The organism is Streptomyces acidiscabies (assembly GCF_020010905.1).
Taxonomy (GTDB): Bacteria; Actinomycetota; Actinomycetes; order Streptomycetales; family Streptomycetaceae; genus Streptomyces; species Streptomyces acidiscabies.
Genome location: NZ_JAGJBY010000002.1, coordinates 3902791 through 3919789 on the forward strand (window position 1 = coordinate 3902791; position 16999 = coordinate 3919789).

The window sequence follows — 16999 nt, forward strand, 5'->3', positions numbered from 1 at the left end:
TGTCATGTCTCGAAAATTCAGGCCCGCTTGATCACATGCGTCCGCAGGTCGTCCGCCGTCTGCTCCATGTGCCCGTCCATCGCCGCCCGCGCCGCCTCCGCGTCGCCCAACTCCAGCGCGGCCAGCACCCGTTCGTGATGCGCGATGGCGTGCGTCCGGATCTCCGGCACGGCCGACGTCTCCCGCCGCCCCTCCACCAGCAGCGCCCCGAACGGCTCGAACAGCAGCGGCACGAACAGGTTTCCCGAGGCCCGCATCACGATGTCGTGGAAGTCGATGTCGGCCTGCACGAACAGTTCGGTGTCCGCGTGCTCGGCGGCCTCCCGCATCAGCTCCAACTGCCGCCGCAGATCCGCGAGATCCTTCTCCGTACGCCGCGTCGCGGCCAGCTCGCACGCGCCGTTCTCGATCAGCCGCCGCGCCTCGATCAGCCGCTCCGACAGCGCCCCGCTCGCCGACCGGGAGGCGGCCCGCACGACGGGTTCGAGCGCCGTCCACCGGTCCGGCGGGTTGACGTACGTGCCGCGCCCGCGCACCATCCGTACGACGTTCTGCGCGCGCAGCGCCTTCACGGCCTCGCGCACGGTCAGCCGGCTCACCCCGCCGATCCCGGACAGCTCGCCCTCGGGCGGGAGGGCGCTGTCCGGCGGGTACTGCCCGTCGATGATCGCGGTCAGCAACTGCTCCGCGAGGTCGTCTGCGAGGGACATGGACGTGTCTTTCGCTCGGCTCCTACATCTGACGTCAGACGTCTGATGTCTCGGTGCCGGAAACGATGGCAGCAGGGATGTGGGCCGTCAAGACAACGGCCCACATCGATCAGTCAGTTGGCGATCGCGTGCTGCCCAGGGATCGCCGCGAGCAGCTCGCGGGTGTACGCGTGCCCGGGCCGCGCGAACAGGTCGTCCGCCGTGCCCGTCTCGACGACCCGGCCCGACTTCATGACGGCGACCTCGTGCGCGAGCTGCCGGACCACGGCCAGGTCGTGCGAGATGAACAGGTACGCCACCCCCGTGTCGGCCTGCAACTCCGCGAGCAGCTCCAGGACTTGGGCCTGCACGGAGACGTCCAGCGCGGACACCGGCTCGTCGCACACCACGAGGTCCGGCGAGAGCGCCAGCGCCCGCGCGATCGCGACGCGTTGCCGCTGCCCGCCCGACAGCTCCGCCGGGTGGCGCTCCAGGTACGACGCCGGGAGCGCGACCCGGTCCAGCAACTCCCGTGCCCTCGCGAGCCGTTCGGTCCGGTCGCCGACCTTGAACGCGCGCAGCGGCTCGGTGATCGTCTCGCCGATCGAGAAGCGCGGGTCAAGGGAGGCGTACGGGTTCTGGTACACGAGCTGGGCCCGGCGCCGGAGTTGGCGTGTCCTCGCGCCGCGTACGGTCGTCACGTCGTCGCCGTCGAACAGGATCTGCCCGGCCGACGCGTCCGTGAGGCGCAGGGCCAGGCGCGCGGTCGTCGACTTGCCCGAGCCGGACTCGCCGACCAGGGCGAGGGTGCGGCCCCGGTGCAGGGTGAGGCTGACGTCGTCCACGGCGCGCAGGGTGGTGCCGCCGGGGAGCTTGAACTCCTTGACCGCGTTCCGGAGTTCGAGGAGCGGGGTCGGTGAGGTGAGGGGTGCGGTGGGACGGGGGCGGGCCTCGGCGAGGCGCGGGGCGCTCGCCAACAAGCCGCGCGTGTAGGGGTGCTGAGGGTTCGTCAGGATCTCGTGTGTCGGGCCCGCTTCGACGACCTTGCCCTCGGACATGACGACCAACTGGCGTGCCCGGTCCGCCGCCACGCCCAGGTCGTGGGTGACGAGGAGGATCGCTGTACCCGTCTCCTCCGTGAGGTGCTGGAGGTGGTCGAGGATGACGCGCTGCACCGTGACGTCCAGCGCGCTCGTCGGCTCGTCCGCGATGATCAGTTCCGGGCGGGCGGCGATCGCGACGGCGATCAGGGCGCGTTGGCGCATGCCGCCGGAGAGCTCGTGCGGGTACTGCCGGGCACGCATCGCCGGTTCGGGCAGGCCCGCTTGCGCGAGGACGTCGATCGCCTCGCGGGGTGCTGTACGCCGGGTCGCCAGGCCGTGGATGCGCAGGACCTCGGCGACCTGCTCGCCGATCCGCTTGACCGGGTTCAGCGAGACGGTCGGGTCCTGCGGGACCAGGCCGATCCTGGCACCCCGGATCGTGCGCAACTCCGGTTCGGACAGGGCGGTGAGATCGTGCCGGCCGAACCGGACGGTTCCGGCGTCGATCCGCCCGTTCGCCGCGAGGAGCCGGGTGACCGCGTGCGCGGTCGTACTCTTGCCGGACCCCGACTCGCCCACGACGGCGGTGATTTCACCGGCGCGGACGTCGAGGTCGACGCCGCGTACGGCGGGGACGCGGGCGCCGGTACGGGTGCCGTAAGAGGCGGTCAGGCCGCGTATCTCAAGAAGTGGCTCAGTGGTCATGCCAGTTGCCGATCTCTACGAAGTGCCAAATGCCGCCCGCTCTCAGGAAACGCCCCCCTCACACCCGCCCCCACTCATCGTCCAACGCCCGCGCGATCCGGTTCGTCGACAGCACCGCCGCCGCGATCACCACCCCCGGCAACACCGTCAACCACCACGCGTTCGCCAGATAGTTGCGCCCGTCCGAGATCAACGTCCCCCACTCCGGCGCCGGCGGCGGAGCCCCGTACCCGAGGAAGCTCAGCGCCGACACCGCGAGGATCGCGCTGCCCAGCTCGATGGTCGCGAGGACGATCACCGGCCCGGCGGAGTTGGGCACGACATGCCGGCCCAGGACGGAGTACCAGCGGGCCCCGGACGCGTGCGCGGCCTCGACGTACACCGCCTGCCGCACCCGCAGCACCTCGGCCCGGGTCACCCGCGCGAACGGCGCCACACTCGCGATGCCGACCGCGATCGCGACCTTCACCGTGCCGTACCCCAGCGCGGTGACCAGCGCGAGGGACAGGAACAGCGCCGGGATCGACAGCAGGACGTCGACGACCCGCATGAGGACGTCGTCCACCCACCGCCCGACGAACCCGGCGATCAGCCCCAGCGCCCCGCCGACGACGAACGCGACGCCCACGGCGACCAGCGTGCCCTTGAGGGACAACTGGGCGCCGTGCACGACCCGGGTGAACACGTCACGCCCCAACTCGTCCGTACCGAACCAGTGTTGGGAACTCGGCGCGCGGAAGTTCTCCGAAGGAACCCCCTTCAGCGGGTCCTTGGACGTGAACAGGTCCGGCCAGAACGCGGCCAGCACCACCAGCACGACGACCACGCCCGAGACGACGAGACCGGGCCGGCGCACCAAGAACCGCACCACGCGCCGGGGTTCGGGCGCGGGCTCGGCCCGCGCCTCGTCGGCCCTCTCCAGGACGGCCTGACTCACGCGGCCACCGCCTTCCGGCTCGGCGCGACCACGATCCGGGGATCGAGCAGCGGATAGACGAGGTCGACGAGGAGGTTCGCCAGCACGAACACCAGCGCCCCGAACACGACGACCCCTTGGACCAGCGGAATGTCCTGCGCGGTGACGGCGGCTGCGGTCACCCGCCCGAGCCCGTCGCGCGAGAACACCGTCTCGACGACGACAGACCCGGCGACGAGCTGCCCGACGAGCAGCCCCACGACGGTCAGCGCGGGCAGCGACGCGTTGCGCAGCGCGTGCCGCAGATGGATGCGCCACCGCCCGGCGCCCTTCGCGCGAGCCGTCTCGACGTACGCCTGATCCAGCGCCGTGAGCAGGCTCTTGGCCAGCACCTGCGCGACCAGCGCGCCGGTCGGGACGGCGAGGGTGACGGCGGGCAGGATCAGCCCGTCCAGCCCGTCGTTGCCGAACGCCGGGAACCAGCGCAGCCGGAACGAGAACAGCTCGACGAGGACCAGCCCGACCCAGAACGTCGGCACCGACACCCCGAGCGGCGGCAGCGACAGCAGCGTCTGCCGCAGCCAGCGCGCCCGCGTGTACGTCGCGAGGACCGCGAGCCCGCCCCCGCAGACCACCGCCAACAGCAGGGCCAGCGAGGTGAGTTGCAGGGTCTGCGGCAGCGCGTCGGCGATCGTCGAGGCGACCGGGCGGCCGGTGGAGATCGCGTCGCCGAAGTCGCCGCGCACCGCCCGCCCCAACGCGTCCGCGTACTGCGCGAGAAGCGGCTTGTCGAACCCGTACTCGCTTCGCAGCGCGGCGAGTTGGGCCGGGTCGATCTGCGCCGAGTCCGCACCGGCCCCGGCCATCGCCGAGACCGGGTCGCCCGGCAGGTAGTAGAGGATCACGAACGACACCGTGAACGCCGCCCACAGCACGCCCACCGCCTGGGCGAGCCGTTTCAGCACGTATCCGCGCACCGGCTCAGCCGATCCACGTGTCGTGGAGCTGGATACGACTGGAGGCGTCGAAGGCCAGGCCGTGCACCTTCTTCGCCACGCCGAGCTGTGTCTGGAGTTCGACGACCGGCACGGTGTAGGCGTTGTCGACGATCAACTGCTGTGCCTGGGCGACGAGTTCCTTGCGCCGGGCGGGGTCGGTGGCCGCCGCCTGCCCGGTGAGCGCGGTGTCCAGCGGTGTCGCGGGCAGCCGGTAGAGGTTCGCGAGCTTCGTGGAGAACGAGGAGCGCAGGATGTCCGGGTCGGCGCGGGTGATGTTGCCCCACAGGCCGTCGAAGTCGCCGGACTGCTGGACCTGGGCGAGCTGCGAGATCTGGAGCTGCTGGAGGACGATGCCGACTCCGACTTCCTTCAGCTGCTGCTGGATCAGCTCCAGGGCGGGCTGGTTGGTCGCCGAGTTCGCGAACCACTTCACCGTCAGGCTGAGTTTCGCGCCGTCCTTCGTACGGATGCCGTCGCCGCCCGGCTTCCAACCAGCCGCGTCCAGCAGGGACTTGGCCTTCGCCGCGTCGAACGCCAGGCCCGCGCCGAGGTCGGTGTAGTCGGGGGTCGTGTGGGCGAGGACGCTCGTCGCCGGCTGGGTGCCGGTCGGGAAGACGGTCGTGGCGACCTGCTGCCGGTCGATCGCGGTCCGGATCGCCTGCCGGACGCGGACGTCCTTGAGGACCGGCCGCGCGTTGTTCAGCGACAGGCCGAACACGATCCCCGGGTTGGCCCGCCGCTGGAGGTTCACCGAACCGCCTTGCAGCGCCGCCTCGTTGGCCTTGCCGACGCTGCTGATCGCGTCGACCTGACCGGACTGGAGACTCCCCGCGCGTACGCCCGCCTCGGGCACCACCTTGAACACCAGCTTGTCGAGATACGCCTCGCCCTGCTTGGTCCACAGCGACGAACCCCACGCGTACGCCGCGCGCCTGGCCAGCGTGATCGACTGGTTCTGGACGTACCGCGTCAGCGTGAACGGCCCCGACCCGACGACCCCCTTGCTGCACTTCTCCTGCGGGGTGAGTTTCACGCTCGCCGAGGACTCGATGCCCAGCGAGTGCGTCGAAGTCGCTTGCAGGAACTGGGCGTTGGGGTTCTTGAACGTCACCCGTACGGTCAGCGGGTCGACGGCCGTCGTGCTCTCGACGCCGCTCAGATAACCCTGCGCGAGGGTACCGAGCGCGCCGAGCTTCGGGACCGCGTCGAAGTTGTCCTTCACCACCTGTGCGGTCAGCGCCGAGCCGTCGCTGAAGGTCACTCCGGGCCGCAGGCGGAACGTGAACTGCCGGGCGTCCGGGCTGACTTCCCAGCTCTTCGCGAGCCACGGCACGATCTTGCCGGTCTTCGGGTCCTGGTCCGTCAGCGAGTCCACGAGCTGCCGTACCGAGTAGATCGTGTCGTTGCTGCCGACCTGCTGCGGGTCGACGCAGCCGGCGTCCGAGCCGACGGCGAAGGTGAGCGTGCCGCCAGAGCGGGGCACGGTCGCGCCGGAGGCGGCGTCATCGGCTCCCGAGGAGCACGCGGCGAGCAGAAGCGCAGAGGTCACCAGTGCCGCCGATCTCGCGGCGCGCAGGGGAAGTTGAGCCGTCACGGGACGGGGTCTCCTGTTCGTGTCACCGCGCGCCGCAGAGCAGGAGGGCGCGCGGAGTGAGCACCTCCGGTGGTGGGGGAGCGGAGGCGTGAAGGAAGAAAGGGGGGAGGGTCAGGCGGCGACGCGGAACGCGGTCAGCCGCGACACAGACAGCTGGTGCAGCGCTGGAGGTCGATGTGCCAGCGGCGGGAGAGCCCGGAGAAGAGCGCCAACTCGGCGCGAGGGACGCGGAGTTCACTGTCGTATGTCACGCCGGTCCCTCCCTGTCCAGAAGCCTGCTCCACAGGGGTACACACTGAGGGAGCCTCACTACCGATCACGAGCGTAAGGAGTGGCCTCCGCGAACGTCAACGGGTGATCCGAGGCGTGAGACATGGGCACGGCGGCACCGGCCCCGAACGCCCACCTCACCTGCGGAAGCTGAGCCGGAACAGCAGTGAGTGCGCGTCGTCCTCCGTCAGGCCGAGGGCCTTCGCGATGGTCTCCCAGGAGAGTTCGTCGGCCCGGACGTTGTAGGCGGCCTCGCGGCCCGCGTCGGAGGTGATGCGTTCCAGGGCCGTCACCGCGCGCAGCGCCGCCAAGGGGGCCTGGTCCGCCAAGTCGCCCAGTCTGCGGTCGAGTTCGTCGATCATCGCCTCGATGTCGGTGGGGAGGGGGACTGAGCGGGACTCCACCTCGCGGATGTGCCGGTCCCACTCCTCCTCCAGCGCCGAGGTGTCGTAGTCGTACGGGTGGTGGCGCGGGACCCGGGACCAGTCCAGGGGGTGGTGGGTCTCGCCGCGCCAGCCGCAGGAGCACGCCGCGCGCAGATGGCTCGCCTCGGGGGCGCGCAGCGTGCCGTCGTACACCCACCACTCGGTCGACTTCGGGATGTCGGCGCCGCTGCCGACGTCGAAGTACACCGGTCCCGGCTCGGTGCCGTCCGGGAGCACGGCGCGCGGCCTGCCCTCGTGCGACGTACCGAAGTTCTCCGTCCGCCACTCCACGACCCCTCCAAAGTCCGTGCCGTCCCTGGCACCTACCCCAGGCCGGAGCGGTCATGACTGTCAAGGGTGGCGCGGTGCCCGGCGCACGGTGAGGACGGCGACGTCGTCGTGCCGGCCGCCGTGCCCGGCGTACGCGCGGGCGTCGTCGTACAGCGCCTGCGGCAGGGCCGTGGGGGAGAGGTCCGAGAGGGCGGTGAGGCGTTCGTCGGCCGGGTAGAACGTGCCGTCCGCCGCGCGGGTCTCGGTGAGGCCGTCCGTGCTGAGGACGAGCGTCGCGTGCGCCGGGAAGTCGAACCAGTCGACGATCGTCGGCTCGGCCGCGAGTTCGGACAGGCCGAGGGGGACGCCGGAGTCGAGGTGCGGGGTGCTGACCTTGCCGTCGAGCACGACGTACGGCAGGACGTGGCCGCAGTTGACCGCCTGCGCCTCGTCGTCCAGGTCGATGCCGAGGATCAGCGCCGTGACGAACCGCTCGTCCTCGCCGGTGTCGGTGGCGTAGGAGTTGTGGCGGACGACGGCCGCGTCCAGCGCGTCGACCAGGGCCGTCAGGGTCGGCTCGCGGTGGGCCGCCTCGCGGAACGCCCCTATCACCGCGAACGCCGCGCCCACCGCCGTGAGGCCCTTGCCCTGGACGTCGCCGATGAGGACGCGGGTTCCCCACGGGGTCGCGACGACGTCGTAGATGTCGCCGCCGACGAGGCGGTCCTCGTGGAGGGGCTCGTACACGCCGTTGACCAGGACGTCGTCCGTGACCAGGGGGAGGGGGTGCAGGATGTGGCGCTGCATCGCGGCGGCCGTCGAGCGCAGGCGGAGCATCTCGTGCTCACGCCGGATGCGGTAGCCGCAGGCGTACGTCGACGCGATGCCCAGCGCGATCGTGATCGCCACCATCAGGATCCGGTCGAGCCAGTGCCCGCCCGGCCCGCGTGTCACCACCGTCGTCGACACGACGACCGCCGTCCACGAGGCGACGAACGCGGTCTGCCGTACGGTGCACAGCGCGGCGGCGGCCCCCGGCAGGAACACCAGCAGCCCCAGCAGCAGCACCGCCGAACCGGACAGCTCCCCCAACGCCTCCACCGACACCGTCACCCCGACAACGGCCAGCGCGAGCTGAACGTTCCCGGGCGGCTCGATGGCCTCGATGGCCTCAACAGGTCTCGCACGACGGCTACCGGACATCGGAACTCCCGGGCAGGTGATGATCTGGTCATACCGTATGCAGTCACACTGCCTTACGAAGAATCGCCCCGCCGCTCCGAAGCGTCTGCGGCAAAGCCGATCGCCGCCGCCCCCGACAGGGATCGGGCGCGGCGGCGATCGGAGGCCGGCCCCGGGACCGTACCGGGGCCGACGGATCAGGGGCGGGTGGTGAGGTAGCCGCCCATGGAGGTGAAGTAGTCGGTGGCCGCGAGTTCCTGGCCGTCCGCCGTGCGGACCCGGGTGATCGCGAGGCCGTGGTTGCGGCCCGTGCGGGCGTCGGCGCCGGCGACGATGACCACGCCCTCGCCCTCGCGGTAGAAGATGCGGCCCGGGGTGCCGCCGTAGCGCGCTTCGGACACGAAGGACGCCAGGATCTCCAGGCGCTTGCCCTTGTGGTACGTGAACGCGCTGGGGTACGGGGCCGACTGGGCGCGGACCAGACGCTCCAGGACCTCCGCCGGCCACTCCCAGTCGATGCGGATGTCGTCCTCGGCGCGCTTGTGGAAGAACGTCGCCTGCGAGCGGTCCTGCTTCGTGAACTCCGTTTTCCCGGAGGCGATTTCGGCGAGCGCGGCGACCGTGACGGGGGCGATGAGATCGACCGTCTTGTGGAAGAGGTCGGTGGTCGTGTCGGTGGGCCCGACAGCCACGGACTCCTGGCGGACGATGTCACCGGCGTCCAGCTCGTCGTTCATCATGTGCGCGGTGACGCCGACTTCGGGCTCCCCGTTGATGAGCGCCCAGATCAGCGGCGAGAACCCGGCGTACTTCGGCAGCAGCGAGTCGTGGATGTTGAGCGTGCCGTGCCGGGGCAGCCCGAAGATGCGCGGCGGGATCCACGTACGCCAGTTGTTGGCGACGATGATGTCCGGGTCGGCGTCCTTGAGGCGCTGGAAGAGTTCCTCGTCGTCGGGCCGGTTGCGGATGACGACCGGTACGCCGTGCTCCTCGGCGAGGTCGGCGACCGAGTCGCTCCAGATCTTCTCGTAGGCGTGCTCGCTCCTGGGGTGCGTGACGACCAGCACCACGTCGTGCTCGGAGTCCAGAAGGGCTTGGAGGGTGCGGTGCCCCCAGGTCTGGTAACCGAACATGACGACCCGCATGGGGTTCCTCCTCGAAGCAGGGCTGACCGGATCAAGCGACGTGCGGATCAAGTAAAGCAAGGCTTACCTTAGCTTTCAACGGGCGCTTCCGGATCGCCTGTTGATGCCGGGTGGTTCACGGCACCCCTATCGACAGCTCAACCGGATTAGCTTAGGCTCACCTAAGTTGCCGGTGTGCCGCTGTTCGGCATGCCCGTCATCCCGCACTTTCCCCCACGCCGACACATGGCGACTGCCCCGCACGATGGGAGAGACATGTCACAGGTGCTTCCTGCTGGCTCACCACTGGTCCACGACCTCATTGGGATCGGCTTCGGCCCGTCCAATGTGGCCATGGCGATCGCTCTGGAGGAGCACAACACCCGTATCGGCGACGGGAAGGCGGTGACCGCCCACTTCTTCGAGCAGCAGCCCCGCTTCGGCTGGCACCGGGGCATGCTCATCGACGACGCGACGATGCAGGTGTCCTTCCTGAAGGACCTGGTGACGCTCCGGAACCCGGCCAGCGAGTACAGCTTCCTGTGCTACCTCCAGAGCAAGGGCCGGATGATCGACTTCATCAACCACAAGAGCCTGTTCCCGCTGCGCGTCGAGTTCCACGACTACTTCGAGTGGGCCGCAGCCAAGGTCGGCGACATGGTCTCGTACGGCCATGAAGTCGTCGGCGTGGAACCGGTGTTGCGCGACGGCGAGATCGACTACCTCGACGTCACCGTCCGTTCCCCCGAGGGCCTCGCCGTCCACCGCGCCCGCAACCTCGTCATCGGCACCGGCCTGCGCCCCCTCATGCCCGAGGGCGTCGAGCGAGGCGAGCGCCTCTGGCACAACTCCGAACTCCTCGCGAAGGTCGAGGGGTTGGAGGGCACCGACCCGACCCGGTTCGTCGTCGTCGGGGCCGGCCAGTCCGCCGCCGAGAACGTCGCCTACCTGCACCGCAGATTCCCGAACGCCGAGGTGTGCGCGGTCTTCTCGCGCTACGGCTACAGCCCCGCCGACGACAGCGCGTTCGCCAACCGCATCTTCGACCCGCAGGCCGTCGACGAGTACTTCGAGGCGCCCGAGGCCGTCAAGAAGCGGCTGATGGACTACCACGGCAACACCAACTACTCCGTGGTGGACATCGATTTGATCGACGACCTGTACCGCCAGTCGTACCAGGAGAAGGTCCTCGGCACCGAGCGCCTGAAGTTCATCAACGTCTCCCGCCTCACCGGCGTCACCGAGACCGAGGAGAAGGCCACGGCCACCGTGACCTCCCTGGTCACGGGCGAGGAGACGGAACTCGACGCGGACGTCGTCGTGTTCGCCACCGGCTACAGCCCCGTCGACCCCCTCGGCCTCCTCGGCGAGGTCGGCAGCCGCTGCCTGCGCGACGACGAGGGCCGCGTCCGCGTCGAGCGCGACTACCGCATCGCCACCGCGCCCGGCGTCAACGCCGGCATCTACCTCCAGGGCGGCACCGAGCACACCCACGGCATCACCTCCTCCCTGCTCTCCAACACGGCGATCAGGGTCGGCGAGATCCTCGACTCGCTCCTCGACCGGGGCCTCAAGTCCGCCTCGGACGCGGCCCGTTCGGTCGCTGAGGGCACCACCCGCTGAGCCTTCCGGCCCCGCGCTCCCGGGCGCGGGGCCCGACCGGCCGCGATCACCCACAGACCGAAGAGATAACGTACGACGACATGGGCACGACTACTGCTGCGCGCCCCGTGACCGGGGGGTCGAGGCACACCCGCCGACGCCGGGTCGCGGGTCTGGGCACCCTCCTGGTGGTCCTGGTGATCGCCTCGGCACTCTCCCTGGCCGTCGGGGCGCGGGCGCTGAGCCTGAGCGAGGTGTGGCACGGCCTCCTCGGCGCGCCGACCGACGACCAGCGGCTCACCGAGATCCGTCTCATCGTCCGGACGGTACGGGTGCCGCGCACGGTCCTCGCGGTCGTCGCCGGCATCGCGCTCGGCGTCGGCGGCTCCCTCATCCAGGGCTACACCCGCAACCCCATAGCCGACACAGGGCTGTTGGGCGTCAACGCGGGCGCGTCCTTCGCGGTCGTCACCGCGATCGCCGTGTTCGGGTTCACCAGCCCCTTCGCGTACGTGTGGTTCGCGTTCCTCGGCGCCGGGCTCGCCGGAGTCGTCGTGTTCGGACTCGCCAGCATCGGCCGGGGCGCCGGGAACCCGCTCACCCTCGCCCTCGCCGGGCAGGGCATCACCGTCTTCCTCGCCGCCATGACCACCGCGATCTCGCTCGGCAACCAGACCGCGCTGAACGCGCTGCGGTTCTGGAACGCCGGGTCGGTCGCCGGGGTCGGCTTCGACGTCATCTGGCCCATCGCCGGGTTCGTCGCCGTCGGCCTCGTCCTGGCCGTCGCGACCCTGCCCGCGATGAACCTCCTCAACCTGGGCGACGACGTGGCGCGCGGACTCGGCGTCGACGTCACCCGCAGCCGGATCATCGGCATCACGGCCATCACGCTTCTCGCGGGCGCCGCCACCGCCGCCTGCGGGCCCATCGCGTTCCTCGGCCTGATGGTCGCCCACATCGCCCGCTCCCTCACCGGCCCCGACTACCGCTGGCTCGTGCCGTACGCCGGACTGCTCGGCGCGGTCGTCCTGCTGGTCTGCGACATCGCGGGCCGACTCGTCGTCAGGCCGGGCGAGTTGGACGCCGGAGTCGTCGTATCGCTGCTGGGGGCGCCGTTCTTCGCCGTCCTCGTCTACCGAGGAAAGTTCAAGAGCGCATGAACGGCACGGAGTTGAAGCCCCCGAAGCCCCCGATGGCGCCCGGCATCCGGCTGGGCGGGCTCTCGTTCGTGTGGCGGCCGTGGGTCGCCCTGGTCACGCTCGTCCTCGCGGCGGCGGCCTTCCTGCTGTTCTGCCTCTCCATCGGCATCGGCGACTTCCCGATCAGCCTCTCCCGGGTGATCTCCACGATCTTCGGCGGCGGCGAACAGGTCGACAGGTTCGTCATCATGGACCTGCGGATGCCGCGCGCGCTGGCCGGACTCGTCGTCGGCATCGCGCTCGGCGTCTCGGGCGCGATCACCCAGTCCATCGCCCGCAACCCGCTGGCCAGCCCCGACATCCTCGGCATCACCAGCGGCGCCAGCGCGGTCGCCGTGTTCCTCGTCACGGTGTCGGGCGGGGCCGCCACGGCGATCTCCGACACCCTCGGCCTGTCGGCGGCGGCCCTGCTGGGCGGCCTCGGCACCGGGCTCCTCGTCTACTTCCTCGCCTGGCGGCGCGGCATCGACGGCTTCCGGCTCATCCTGATCGGCATCTCCGTCAGCGCCGTCATGCAGGCCATCACGACCTGGCTGCTCGTCGGGGCCGACATCAGGGACGTCGCCCGCGCGCAGGCGTGGCTGGTCGGCTCGCTGGACAACCGGTCGTGGAACGAGGTGTGGATCGCCCTGTGGAGCACGCTCGCGCTGGTGATCGTCGTGACCTGCGTGGCCTTCCAGTTCAAACCCCTCCACTTCGGCGACGACGTGGCAGCGGGGCTCGGCGTCCGCTACTCGGCCGTACGGTCCGTGCTGCTGCTGTGCGCGGTCCTGCTGGCCGGCGTCGCGGTGAGCGCGGCGGGCCCCGTGCCGTTCGTCGCGCTGGTCGCGCCGCAGGTGGCGATGCGGCTGGCGCGCTCCGCCACGCCCCCGATGGCCGCGTCCGGGCTCTTCGGGGCCGTCCTGCTGCTCGGCTCCGACCTCGTCGCGCGGGCCGTGCTGCCGGCCACGCTGCCGGTCGGCGTGATCACGGCGGCGATCGGCGGACCGTTCCTTGTCTACCTGTTGGTGCGGGCGAACATGAAGTAGCTGGTACAAAGGTTAGGCACACCTAAATAGGCAAGGGGGCCCTGTGGTCGCTCAGCACATCACCGAGATCGAGTCCCCGGCCGTCGCGGCGACGCGGCTGGCCGCGCGAGGCGTCACGGTCGGGTACGGCAGCCGGACCGTCATCGACGACCTCGACGTGGCCGTGCCGCCGGGTGTCATCACCACGATCATCGGGCCCAACGGCTGCGGGAAATCAACCCTGTTGAGGACGCTGTCGCGGCTGCTGAAGCCCACCAAGGGCTCGGTCGTGCTGGACGGCGACGACATCGCGCGCCTCAAGACCCGGGACGTCGCCAAGAAGTTGGGGCTGCTCCCGCAAGCGCCGGTCGCACCCGAGGGGTTGACCGTGTCCGACCTGGTCGCACGCGGCAGGCACCCGCATCAGAGCTGGCTCAGGCAATGGTCCTCGGACGACGCCGAGGTCGTCGAGAAAGCCCTCGCGATGACCGGCGTACTCGACCTCGCGGACCGGCCGGTGGACTCGCTGTCGGGCGGTCAGCGGCAGCGCGTATGGATCTCCATGACGCTGGCTCAGGGCACCGACCTGCTACTTCTCGACGAGCCGACCACCTATCTCGACCTCGCGCACGCCGTCGATGTACTCGATCTCGTGGACGACCTGCACGAGTCGGGGCGGACCGTCGTCATGGTGCTGCACGACCTCAACCTCGCGATCCGCTACAGCGACAACCTCGTGGTGATGCGGGACGGCGCGATCCTCGCGCAGGGGCATCCCCGGGACGTCGTCACCGCCGAACTCCTCGACGATGCCTTCGGGTTGAAGGCGCTGGTCATCGACGACCCGGTGGGGGACCGGCCGATGATCGTGCCGATCGGGCGTACGCATGCCCAACTCGCCGAATGATCCGGATGATTGTGCTGGTTAGGCTAGGCTAACCTCAGTTTTCTGGGTAGGGTTTGCCTGCCCTGTGAACGAGGCGCGCGCTTTTTCACCGGGCGCCGGACCAGCTGGACAACGCGAAGGCAAGGGATTGCGGGATGCTCCTCCACAGAACGACGCTCATGAAGCCCTGGCGCCGGCTGGCGGCCACGCTGGCCGTCGCGACGCTCGGCGTCGGCCTTCTCGCGGGGTGCGGATCCAGCGACTCGGACAACTCCGGTGACAGCGTGGGTGCTTCCACGACGCCCGGCGCTTCCGGCGCCTTCCCTGTCACCGTCGACCACTTCTTCGGCTCGACGACCATCAAGAAGGCCCCCGAGCGCGTCGTCACCGTCGGCTACACCGACGACCAGACCGTCCTCGCGCTCGGCACCAAGCCCGTCGGCATGGTCGACCAGTACCCGAACCCGGCCGGCAAGTCCCCCGACATCAACACGCAGTGGCCGTGGGTGAAGGACAAGTGGGGCGACGCCAAGCCCGAGGTCATCATGAACAACGGTGACTCCGGACCCAACTTCGAGAAGATCGCCGCCCTGCGGCCGGACCTGATCGTCGCGGTGTACTCCGAGATCGACAAGGCCGCCTACGACAAGCTCTCGCAGATAGCGCCCACCGTCGGCCGTACGAAGGCGGAGAAGGAGCCCTTCAGCGCCCCCTGGCAGGACAACGCGCTCCAGATCTCCAAGGCCCTCGGCAAGGAGAAGGAGGGCGAGCAGCTGATCCAGGGCGTCCAGGGGCAGTTGGCCGCCGCGAAGAAGGCGCACCCCGAGTTCGCCGGCCAGACCGCCGTCGCGTTCTCCTGGTACAAGGACTCCATCGCCGCCTTCACCTCCACCGACGTACGCGGCCAGCTCCTGACCGGCATGGGCTTCAAGTACCAGACCGGTATCGACAAGGTCGCCGGCGGCGGCTTCTCCACGCAGCTCTCGCCCGAGCGCGTCGACCTCGTCGACGTGGACCGCGTCGTCGTCATCAACGACAAGGCCGACACCGAGGCGCTGAAGAAGTTCAAGCTCTACACCAACCTCGGCGCCGTCAAGAACAACAAGGTCACCTACCTCCTCGACAGTGAGGGCCCGGCGATCGGCGCCGCCATGTCGCAGGCCACGCTCGCCTCGATGCCGTACGCGATCGACGAACTCGTCAAGGCGGTCAGCCAGTAATGTCCGACGCCGGCGTGAGCACCGCCACGCGCTCCGCCCCGGCGGCGCTGCGCACGGCGACCGGCCGTGAGGCCGCGCGATGGGTCGCGGACCACTGCCGCGAGGTGCCCGGACTGACCGCGGCCACCGTGCTCACCACGGTGGCCGGGGCCGCGCTCCAGGTCCTGCCCGTCCTGCTCCTCGGCCGCGTGGTCGACGGGGTCGTGGGCGGCGACGACCGGTCGGTCCTGTTCACCATCGGCGTCACGATGGTGGTCGCCGCGCTGCTCGGCGCGGTGGCCACGGCCGCCTCCACGTATCTCATCGGGCGGCTCGGCGCGGATCTGCTCGCGCGGCTGCGCGAAGGCGCCGTCCGCGCCGTGCTCGGCATGCCGAGTTCGCGTGTCGAGCAGGTCGGGCGCGGGGACGTGCTCTCCCGGGTCGGTGACGATGTCGCCGTGATCTCCCGGGGGATCCGGACCGCCATCCCAACTGTCTTCTCCGCCGGGGTACTTGTCGTCATCGCCACCACTGGGATGTTCGGGCTCGACTGGCGGCTCGGGCTCGCGGGGGCGGCTGCGCTGCCCGCGTACGCGTTCGCGCTGCGGTGGTATCTGCCGCGGTCCGCTCCGCTCTATCGCAAGCAACGCGCTGCGCAGGCCGACCGGGCTCAGGCCCTCATCAGCGGTCTTGACGGGATCGATACCGTTCGTGCTTACCGGCTTGAGGACACCTTTCGCGAGAAGGTCGATGCCGAGTCGTGGCGGGTACGGAATTACGGCATCGAGGTTTTTCGGTTCTTCGGGCGGTTCGTCGGGAGGGAGAACCGGGCCGAGTTCATCGGGCTGACCCTCATTCTCCTTGTGGGGTATGCCCTGTTGGAGAACGATGCCGCGACGCTCGGTGATGTTTCCGCCGCTCCACTGCTTTTCCATCGGCTGTTCACGCCGCTCGGGGCGATCATGTTCACGTTCGACGAGGCTCAGAAGTCCGGGGCCAGTCTTACGCGGCTTGTGGGTGTGTTGGGGGAGGGGACTTCGGGGCGGCTCGTCGGGGATGCGGATGTGGCTGGCTCCGGGGCGTACGGGGTGACCGTGCGGGGGGTTACCTTCAGCTATCCCGATGCCGAGCAACCTGTGTTGCGGGACGTCGACTTGACCATTCCCGTCGGGGGTTCGCTCGCGCTCGTGGGTGCCACCGGGGCCGGGAAGACCACCCTTGCCGCGCTCATCGCCGGGATCGGGACACCGGATTCGGGGTCCGTACGGGTCGGCGGTACCGACCTCGCCTCCGTCGACGAGGCCGGCGCCCGTGCTCTGGTGAGCATCCTCACCCAGGAGAGCCACGTGTTCTCCGGTCCCCTCGCGGAGGACCTGCGGCTTGCCTCGCCTGCTGCTACCGACGAGGAACTCGCCGATGCGCTGCGGACGGTGGGGGCCTGGGAGTGGGCTTCCGCGCTTCCCGAAGGACTTGAAACGCCGGTCGGTGAAGGCGGCGAGCGGCTGGATGTGACCAAGGTTGCTCAACTGGCGCTGGCGCGGCTCGTGTTGGCTCGTACGCCGGTGGTCGTGCTGGATGAGTCCACCGCCGAGGCGGGCAGCGAAGGGGCTGCCGAACTGGAGCGGGCCGTGGTGGCGGCTTGCGCCGGGCGGACGACGTTGTTCGTCGCTCACCGGTTGACGCAGGCGATGTCGGCGGACCGGATCGCTGTTCTTGACGCCGGTCGGGTTGTGGAGCAGGGGACGCATGAGGAGCTTGTTGCGTTGGGCGGGCGGTATGCGCGTCTTTGGCGAGCTTGGCGTGAGGGCAGCTGAGTGCTCCTCGGGGGGTGCCGAGAAAGGTTGTCTGGAGGCTGCGGCTTCGTCGTGGCTGGTCGCGCAGTTCCCCGCG

The 16999-nt window shown here is 70.1% G+C and carries 15 protein-coding genes; 6 read left to right on the forward strand and 9 right to left on the reverse strand.

The window, feature by feature from the left end; all coding sequences use genetic code 11:
* Positions 1-17: 17 nt before the first annotated feature.
* The 9 genes from J8M50_RS43595 to J8M50_RS43630 form a co-directional block, all read right to left on the reverse strand.
* Positions 18-710 carry a FadR/GntR family transcriptional regulator gene (locus J8M50_RS43595; protein WP_010356979.1) on the reverse strand — a complete coding sequence of 231 codons (693 nt, stop codon included), beginning with the start codon at positions 708-710 and terminating at the stop codon, positions 18-20.
* Positions 711-823: 113 nt separating this feature from the next.
* Positions 824-2437 carry a dipeptide ABC transporter ATP-binding protein gene (locus J8M50_RS43600; protein WP_010356980.1) on the reverse strand — a complete coding sequence of 538 codons (1614 nt, stop codon included), beginning with the start codon at positions 2435-2437 and terminating at the stop codon, positions 824-826.
* A 58-nt stretch (positions 2438-2495) separates the two neighbouring features.
* A complete protein-coding gene (locus J8M50_RS43605; RefSeq protein WP_010356981.1) occupies positions 2496-3374 on the reverse strand; it encodes an ABC transporter permease in 879 nt (292 codons plus the stop codon).
* Positions 3371-4330 carry an ABC transporter permease gene (locus J8M50_RS43610; RefSeq protein ID WP_010356982.1) on the reverse strand — a complete coding sequence of 320 codons (960 nt, stop codon included), beginning with the start codon at positions 4328-4330 and terminating at the stop codon, positions 3371-3373. The genes J8M50_RS43605 and J8M50_RS43610 overlap by 4 nt, the downstream gene beginning before the upstream one ends.
* A gap of 4 nt (positions 4331-4334) precedes the next feature.
* A complete protein-coding gene (locus tag J8M50_RS43615) occupies positions 4335-5945 on the reverse strand; it encodes an ABC transporter substrate-binding protein (RefSeq protein WP_010356983.1) in 1611 nt (536 codons plus the stop codon).
* Positions 5946-6079: 134 nt separating this feature from the next.
* A complete protein-coding gene (locus J8M50_RS50490) occupies positions 6080-6196 on the reverse strand; it encodes a putative leader peptide (protein WP_435032965.1) in 117 nt (38 codons plus the stop codon).
* Positions 6197-6352: 156 nt separating this feature from the next.
* Positions 6353-6931, reverse strand: a complete 579-nt coding sequence (locus J8M50_RS43620) for a hypothetical protein (RefSeq protein WP_010356984.1) — start codon at positions 6929-6931, stop codon at positions 6353-6355.
* A gap of 60 nt (positions 6932-6991) precedes the next feature.
* A complete protein-coding gene (locus J8M50_RS43625) occupies positions 6992-8113 on the reverse strand; it encodes a PP2C family protein-serine/threonine phosphatase (RefSeq protein ID WP_010356985.1) in 1122 nt (373 codons plus the stop codon).
* A 176-nt stretch (positions 8114-8289) separates the two neighbouring features.
* Positions 8290-9237, reverse strand: a complete 948-nt coding sequence (locus J8M50_RS43630) for a methionyl-tRNA formyltransferase (protein WP_010356986.1) — start codon at positions 9235-9237, stop codon at positions 8290-8292.
* A 255-nt stretch (positions 9238-9492) separates the two neighbouring features.
* On the opposite strand from J8M50_RS43630, the gene J8M50_RS43635 reads away from it, so the two are divergent.
* The 6 genes from J8M50_RS43635 (at position 9493) to J8M50_RS43660 (ending at position 16923) form a co-directional block, all read left to right on the forward strand.
* Positions 9493-10839 (forward strand): lysine N(6)-hydroxylase/L-ornithine N(5)-oxygenase family protein, encoded by a 1347-nt coding sequence (locus J8M50_RS43635; RefSeq protein WP_029184277.1) that lies wholly within the window; start codon positions 9493-9495, stop codon positions 10837-10839.
* Positions 10840-10919: 80 nt separating this feature from the next.
* A complete protein-coding gene (locus J8M50_RS43640) occupies positions 10920-11978 on the forward strand; it encodes a FecCD family ABC transporter permease (RefSeq protein ID WP_029184278.1) in 1059 nt (352 codons plus the stop codon).
* On the forward strand, positions 11975-13045 hold the full coding sequence (locus J8M50_RS43645; RefSeq protein WP_010356989.1) for a FecCD family ABC transporter permease: 1071 nt from the start codon (positions 11975-11977) through the stop codon (positions 13043-13045). The genes J8M50_RS43640 and J8M50_RS43645 overlap by 4 nt, the downstream gene beginning before the upstream one ends.
* A 43-nt stretch (positions 13046-13088) precedes the next feature.
* The gene (locus J8M50_RS43650; protein WP_010356990.1) at positions 13089-13931 is read left to right on the forward strand and encodes an ABC transporter ATP-binding protein; all 843 of its coding nucleotides are present in this window, start codon (positions 13089-13091) and stop codon (positions 13929-13931) included.
* 134 nt (positions 13932-14065) lie between these two features.
* A complete protein-coding gene (locus J8M50_RS43655) occupies positions 14066-15130 on the forward strand; it encodes an iron-siderophore ABC transporter substrate-binding protein (protein ID WP_010356991.1) in 1065 nt (354 codons plus the stop codon).
* Complete coding sequence (locus tag J8M50_RS43660) at positions 15130-16923, forward strand: ABC transporter ATP-binding protein (protein WP_010356992.1); 1794 nt, start codon at positions 15130-15132, stop codon at positions 16921-16923. The genes J8M50_RS43655 and J8M50_RS43660 overlap by 1 nt, the downstream gene beginning before the upstream one ends.
* The last annotated feature ends 76 nt before the right edge of the window (positions 16924-16999 follow it).